Here is a 5,616-nt window from a genome sequence, read left to right as displayed (position 1 = left end):
CGCTGATGTTGCCCGCCTCGACCGCTTTCTGGAACAGCTCTGTTGCCTTGGTGCCATCAGCAGGCACTACCGTTCCGTCGCGATAGAGTTCACCAAGGCGGATATAAGCCCAAGTATGGCCTTCATCTGCCGCGCGCTGCAGAAAGTCGATCGCCTTCTGGCCGTTGACAGGAACCGCACCGCCGCGCGTATAGAGATCACCCAGTTGATAGAGCGCGTCCGGATCACCACCCTCAGCCGCCTGCTCCAGCTGCTGCAAGGCGGCTTTGGCGTCGGGCGAATCTGGGGAGGTCTTGATCACCTCGGCGGCGGCCTTGACGTCGAACTTGGCAGAGGGTTCGGCGCTTTCCTGGCCGAATGCGTTGGCTGCGAAAACAAGAGAGGTCGAAACCAGGAGAATGCTCAGGGTGCGCATGACGCCTCCAATTGTGAATTTCAAAAGCAAATAGTGAGCCCCGAAGGGCGGTCGTCAGGAATTTTGCGGAAAGGGTAAAGCCGATGCCACGGCTTGGCAACCTCAGAAAAGGAGAAGGACGGCCAGTGCTCCTTTTGGTAAAGCGCCAGTGTTGGCCATTTCGCGCGGGAATATCGCCCAAGCGGCTGAGTTGAATACCGAAACCGATCAAGCCAAATTGACTGAAACGTTACTGCGGCGGCCGTCCGTTCAGCCTCGCTGTCATGCTTCGGTTGCCGAAGCTGCGGCCGAAGAGATCCTGAGCTGTTGGATACTTGTACCGGGCCGTTCGGCTCGATGCCGGCGCTTTTGGCAGGCCTCGCCGGCCGGGTGAACCATTCATTGACGAAAAGGTTGCAATAGTACCTTTGCGCTACTTGAGGGACGCAGGCTGTTTCCCCAGCATGGGGCGGTTCTGGAACGTCGGAAGCAGGCGCGATGGAAAGCCCGGCGTCAACGGCGCTGGCATGGTGCTCTCTCACGCATACGCTCGGGAGCGGGGTCTATGAAATGTCCTCCGGTATTGCCGACGGAAGTGGAGCGGCTGCAGGCCCTGTCCGAATACGGGCTCGCCGATGAAAAGCCGCTGCCCAGCCTGGATTCGGTGGTCCGGATCGCGGCGCGCATGTTCGGCATGCCGGTGGCGGCGGTGAACATGATCGGCAGCGATCACGTTTTCTTCGCGGCCAGCATCGGCGTCGGCGAGGTCGACATGAGCCGCGACGTGTCCTTCTGCGCGCATGCCATCACCCAGGATGGCGTGATGGTCGTGCCGGATGCCACCACCGACGAGCGCTTTCACGACAACCCCCTGGTGACCGGCGCGGCCAACCTCCGCTTCTACGCGGGCGTGCCCCTGCTGTCCGCCAGCGGCTTGCCGCTGGGCGCGCTTTGCGTGATCGACAGCAAGCCGCGTCAGGACTTTTCTTTCGACGACATGAGCCGCCTGCGCGAGCTGGCGAACATGGCGACCGACCGGCTGGAGCTGCGTCGCATCGAGGTTTCCGCCGAACGGGCCGTCCAGTCCGGCATGTCGAAGGATGCGCCAGCCTATCAAGGCGACGCCGGGGAGCTCTACCGGCTGGCCAACTTCGACATGCTCACCGGGCTGGCCAATCGCGGCCGGTTCTTCCGTCAGGTGGAGGAAGCATTGGCGCGGCCCATGGCCATTGCCGTCGTGATGATCGATCTCGACGGCTTCAAGGACATCAACGACACGCTCGGCCACGCCGTCGGCGACGGCATCCTGCGGGAGATCGCCTACCGGCTGGAAAGCTGCGTCAAGGACGCCGGCACGGTGGCGCGCATCGGCGGCGACGAGTTCGCCATTCTTCTGAACGGAATCACCGACGCTCAAAAGGCCTTGGCCGTTTCCAACGCCCTGAACGACGAGATCGGCAAGCCGATCATGGTCGACGAGCAGGAGATCCGCGTCGCGGCAAGTTGCGGCGTCTCTCTCGCTCCCCTGCACACCAACAACCCCATCGAGCTTCTCGGCAATGCCGATCTCGCCCTGTTCAGGGCGAAGACGAACGGGCGCGGCAGATCGCTGGTCTTCGAACCCTCCCTTCGCATGGAGGCCGCGGCGCGGCGCCTCTATGGCCTGGAGATGCACCGGGCGGTCAAGCAGGGCGAGTTCCTGCTCGTCTACCAGCCCCAGATCCGCCTGACCGACGGTGCGCTCACCGGGGCCGAAGCCCTGATCCGCTGGCGCCACCCCGCGCGCGGCCTGTTAAGTCCGGCGGCCTTCCTGCCAGCGCTGGAACAAGGTCCTCTGGCTGCGACCGTCGGTTCCTGGGTTCTCGACGAGGCCTGCGCCCAGGCGGCCCTCTGGCGGCGCAGCGGCAACGACGCCTTTCGCATGGGGGTCAACCTGTTCGGCGCCCAGTTTCGAGTTGGCGATTTCGCCGGGGAGGTGATGGCAACCCTCGAAAAGCATGGGCTGCCGCCGAGCTCTCTTGAGCTGGAGATCACCGAGAACATTGTGCTCGACCACGATGACTTCGTGTTGGAGTCGCTGCAAAAGCTCAGGGAACACGGCGTCGGCATCGCCTTCGACGACTTCGGAACCGGCTTCGCCTCGCTCAGCCTCTTGAAGCGCTACCCGCTGACCCGCATCAAGATCGACCGCTCTTTCGTCGACGGCATGCTGGTATCCGAGAAGGACGCTTCGGTGGTGCGGGCCATTCTCGACATGGCCAAGGCCTTCGGTCTGGAGACGGTTGCCGAGGGCATCGAGCGCGAGCCGGAGCGCGATTGCCTCCTGCTTCACGGGTGCACCGAGGGTCAGGGCTATCTGATTGGAAAGCCGATGCTCGCGACGCACTTTGCCGAAGCCTTCGGCATTGTTCCACCCGCCGCGATGATCGCGCCACGGCAGGCACAGGCGGTCGGGTGAACTAAACCGCGATCGCCGCCGCTTCTCTCGCCAGCTGCTCGATGCGCATCCAGTCGCCCACCTTGACGGCGTCGGCCGGCGCCACCCAGGAGCCGCCGACGCAGACGACGTTCTTCAGCTTGAGATAGTCGGCCGCGTTGTCTAGGCTGACGCCGCCGGTCGGGCAGAACACCATCTCGCCGAGCGGCGAGGCGAGCGCCTGCAGGTACTTCGGGCCGCCTGCGGGACCGGCCGGGAAGAACTTGACGATGCGATAGCCCTTGTCGCGGGCCACCATGGCTTCCGATGCCGTGGCGACGCCCGGCAGGAGCGGAACGTTGAGCTCGATCGCCACGTCGAGCAGATCGGGCGTCGCTCCGGGGCTGACCAGGAACTTGGCGCCGGCGTCGACGGCAGCCTTGGCCTGGGCACGGTCGAGCACGGTTCCGGCCCCGACCACGCCGCCTTTGATCCGGCTCATCGCCCGGATGGCGTCGAGCGCCGCCGGCGTCCGCAGCGTCACTTCCAGCGCCGGCAGGCCACCCTTGACCAGCGCGGTGCCGAGCGGCACGGCGTCTTCCAGGCGGTCGATGATCAGCACCGGAACCACCGGCGCGCGGCGGAGAACGGCGAGAAGGGCGGAGGTGTCGAACATGGGTATCTGTTCCGAAGGCTAGAAGGTGCCGAGGTCGGCGACGGAAGTAAAGGGCGCAAGAGCACCGCGGTGGCGGATCACTCGAGCCGCGACCGCGTGCCCCAGCCTGGCGGCTTCGATTGGCGAGCGACCGGCAAGGCGCGCAGCAATGTAGCCGCCATTGAAGCTGTCGCCGGCGCCGGTTGTGTCGATCGGTTGCACCTCGGTCCTTGCGGCAATGGTGGCGTCCGAGTCGCCTGCGACACGCAGAAGCACCGGGTCAGATCCGTTTTTCACCACCACCTCGCGAACGCCCAGGGCAGCAATGCGGTTCGCCGTATCGCTGGGCGACGCGTCGCCGTAAACGTCCGCCTCGTCGGGGAAAGTCGGCAGTGCGATGGTCGCCGCCCTGTATCCGTCGGTCGTGACCCGCGCCATGGTCTCCCGATCGCTCCAGAGACGCGGTCGGATGTTGGGGTCGAACACCACCTCGCCGCCCCTTTCTCGGAAAGTAGAAAGAACGGACAGCAACCTTACCCGATCCTCGGGTTCGAGAATGGCCAGCGTGATGCCGGAGAAATAGGCGACTCCAACACCATCAAGCGCCGCCTTGAGCCGCCCGACGTCGGAGGCAAGGCGTCGCGCGGCGGAATCCCGGCGCCAGTAGGTGAACGAGCGTTCGGCACCAGTGAGTGTGATGAGATACAGACCGACCGTCCGGTCCTCGAAACGGGTCATCGAATGGGTGTCTATGCCGGCATCTGCCAGGAAGCCGAACATGGTATCCGACAGCGCGTCCGAACCGACGGCCGACACGTAACGCACCTTGCGTCCGTTACCGCTCGTCAGGGCGCGGACATACCAGGCGGTGTTCAGCGTGTCGCCGGCAAAACCTTGCCGGTAGAGACCGTCGCCGGTCGGCGACAGTTCCACCATGCACTCGCCGATGCTCGCGAAGTCTCCGGAGGCGAGACCGTTCCTCACAGCGTCACCCCCGTCTTGAAGATGACGATCTCTCCGATATCGTTGGTCTCGTTTCTGGTTGGCTTTCCGGAAGCGATCTGGAGGACGGCGTCGGCGAAGCTGTCGCGGAGGCCTTCGACGGTGGTCTCTCCGGTGGCGATGGGGCCGGCGTCGAAGTCGATCCAGTGCGGCTTGCGGGTGGCAAGGTCGGAGTTGGTGGCGATCTTCATGGTGGGGACGACGCCGCCGAGCGGCGTGCCGCGTCCGGTGGTGAACAGCACCATGTGACAGCCCGAGGCGGCGAGCGCGGTGACGGCGACGCCGTCGTTGCCGGGGGCCGACAGAAGGTTGAGGCCGGGTTTCCGGATCTTGCCGGTGTAGCCGATCACGTCGCGCACCGTGGAAAGGCCGGCCTTCTGCGTGCAGCCGAGCGACTTCTCTTCCAGCGTCGAGATGCCGCCCGCCTTGTTGCCCGGCGACGGGTTCTCGTAGATCGGCTGGTTGTTGTCGACATAGTAGCGCTTGAAGTCGTTGATCAGCGCCACCGTCTTGTCGAACACCTCGCGGCTCTCCGAGCGCTCCATCAGCAGCTGTTCGGCGCCGAACATCTCCGGCACCTCGGTCAGCACGGTGGTGCCGCCGATACCGGTCAGCCAGTCCGAGAAGGCGCCGAGCAGCGGATTGGCGGTGATGCCCGAGAAGCCATCCGAACCGCCGCACTTGAGACCGATGCGGAGGCGATCGGCGCCAACCTCGGTGCGCTTGTCCTCTTGCATCTTCTGGGCGAGCTCGCGGCAGAGGGCGAGCGCTTCCGTCCTCTCGTCACCGGCCTCCTGGCTGGTCAGGAAGCGGACGCGGTCGGGGTCGGGCAGCTCCAGCCCTTCCCGGAAGTAGGCCTTGGTGTTGTTCTCGCAGCCGAGACCGAGCACCAGCACGCCGCCGGCATTGGGATGCGCCACGTAATTCTGCAGGATGCCGCGCGTGTTGGCGAGGTCGTCGCCGAGCTGCGAACAGCCATAGGGGTGGGAGAGCACGGTGACGCTGGAGCCCTCGGGCAGCAGGCCCTCCTTCTCCACCGCCTTGGCGATATTGTCGGCAAGGCCGTTGATGCAGCCGACCAGCGGCACGATGAAGAGGTCGTTGCGGATGCCGATGTCGCCGTTCACCCGCTCGTAGGCCGATATCGTC

Annotated in this window: 5 protein-coding genes; 1 reads left to right on the top strand and 4 read right to left on the bottom strand. The window is 65.0% G+C overall.

The features are described 5' to 3' along the window. A partial coding sequence (locus M4J39_RS22330; protein ID WP_251730711.1) for a tetratricopeptide repeat protein occupies positions 1–415 on the bottom strand: 415 nt, incomplete at its 3' end. A gap of 544 nt (positions 416–959) precedes the next feature. Here M4J39_RS22330 and M4J39_RS22325 point away from each other — a divergent pair. Next, positions 960–2,852: a bifunctional diguanylate cyclase/phosphodiesterase gene (locus M4J39_RS22325; RefSeq protein WP_251730710.1), complete on the top strand. Its 1,893-nt coding sequence runs from the start codon at positions 960–962 to the stop codon at positions 2,850–2,852. A 1-nt stretch (position 2,853) separates the two neighbouring features. Here the strand turns inward: M4J39_RS22325 and eda are convergent, their stop codons facing one another. The 3 genes from eda to M4J39_RS22310 form a co-directional block, all read right to left on the bottom strand. Continuing rightward, positions 2,854–3,486 carry a bifunctional 4-hydroxy-2-oxoglutarate aldolase/2-dehydro-3-deoxy-phosphogluconate aldolase gene (gene eda / locus M4J39_RS22320; protein ID WP_251730709.1) on the bottom strand — a complete coding sequence of 211 codons (633 nt, stop codon included), beginning with the start codon at positions 3,484–3,486 and terminating at the stop codon, positions 2,854–2,856. 18 nt (positions 3,487–3,504) lie between these two features. After that, positions 3,505–4,449 carry a sugar kinase gene (locus M4J39_RS22315; protein WP_371875503.1) on the bottom strand — a complete coding sequence of 315 codons (945 nt, stop codon included), beginning with the start codon at positions 4,447–4,449 and terminating at the stop codon, positions 3,505–3,507. Next, the coding region (locus M4J39_RS22310) for a UxaA family hydrolase (protein WP_251730708.1) at positions 4,446–5,616 on the bottom strand (1,171 nt) is incomplete at its 5' end. The genes M4J39_RS22315 and M4J39_RS22310, both read right to left, overlap by 4 nt.

It is taken from the genome of Pleomorphomonas sp. NRK KF1, assembly GCF_023721755.1.
GTDB lineage: Bacteria > Pseudomonadota > Alphaproteobacteria > Rhizobiales > Pleomorphomonadaceae > Pleomorphomonas.
Note: the sequence above shows the minus strand (reverse complement) of the source record. Positions and strands in the feature narration are given on the sequence as shown.